A 979-nucleotide genomic window follows, 5' to 3' on the forward strand; every position below is an offset into this window, starting at 1 on the left:
CGCAGCTCGGCGACCAGACCCGGCATCGACAGCGGGCGTCGCGGCCGCCCGACCCGGTGCTGGACCGGGTGGCCGAGCTCGTCGAGGAAGCGCGACGGCTGCTCGCCGTCGTCGTCGGGCGACTTCACGGCAGTGACGACGAGCCGCTGCCGCGGCCGGGTCACGGCGACGTAGAACAGCCGCCGCTCCTCGGCGAGCATCGACCCGCGCGACAGCGGCGGCAGCAGCCCGTGGTGCCCGAGCGGTCCGATCCGGTCGGCGCCGAGCAGCGAGTCGCGCCGGCGCAGGTCGGGCCAGCTGCCCTCCTGGGCGTGGGCCACGACGACCAGGCGCCACTCGAGCCCCTTGGACCGGTGGGCGGTGAGAAGCCGGACGGCCTCGCCCCGGACGCCGCGCTCGGCCAGGGTGTCGGCCGGGATCTCCTGGGCGGAGAGGGTGGCGAGGAAGGTTGCGACGCTCGTGTGGTCGCGCTGCTCCTCGGACCGCGCTGCGGTCTCGAAGAGCGCGCAGAGCGCGTCGAGGTCGCGGTGGGCCAGTCGCGCACCGTGACCCCCGCCGACGGCGGTTGCTCGCAGCCGCTCGCCCCACGGGGTCCCGCTCCACAAGGTCCACAGGACCTGCTCCGCCGTGGCACCGCTCGCGATGTCGGCGCGGGCCCGCTCGAGGAGCTGGGCGAGCGACCGGGTCCGCGCGGCGGCGGACCCGTCGACCCCGTCGAGCAGGGTCGGCTCGAGCACCGCCCGCCGGACCAGCTCGCGCGGGCCGACCTCGGGGTGCACCGCGCGCAGCGCGCGGGTCAGGGCGCGGACCTCGGTCGCGTCGAGCCCGCCGAGCGGCGAGACGAGCAGCTCCTCCACCCGGTCGCGCGGCACGTCGTCGGAGACCAGCAGCTCGAGGGCGGAGAGCAGCACGGCGACGGCCGGCTCCCGGACCAGCGGCGTCTCGTCGCCGGCCACCTCGACGGGGGCGCCGGCGGCCG

General features: G+C 77.4%; 1 protein-coding gene. It reads right to left on the bottom strand.

The window, feature by feature from the left end; genetic code table 11:
* Positions 1 to 979 (bottom strand): 3'-5' exonuclease (locus tag H0487_RS22715; protein WP_183096451.1); only part of this gene is annotated, 979 nt, incomplete at both ends.

The organism is Nocardioides stalactiti, from assembly GCF_014180715.1.
GTDB lineage: Bacteria > Actinomycetota > Actinomycetes > Propionibacteriales > Nocardioidaceae > Nocardioides > Nocardioides stalactiti.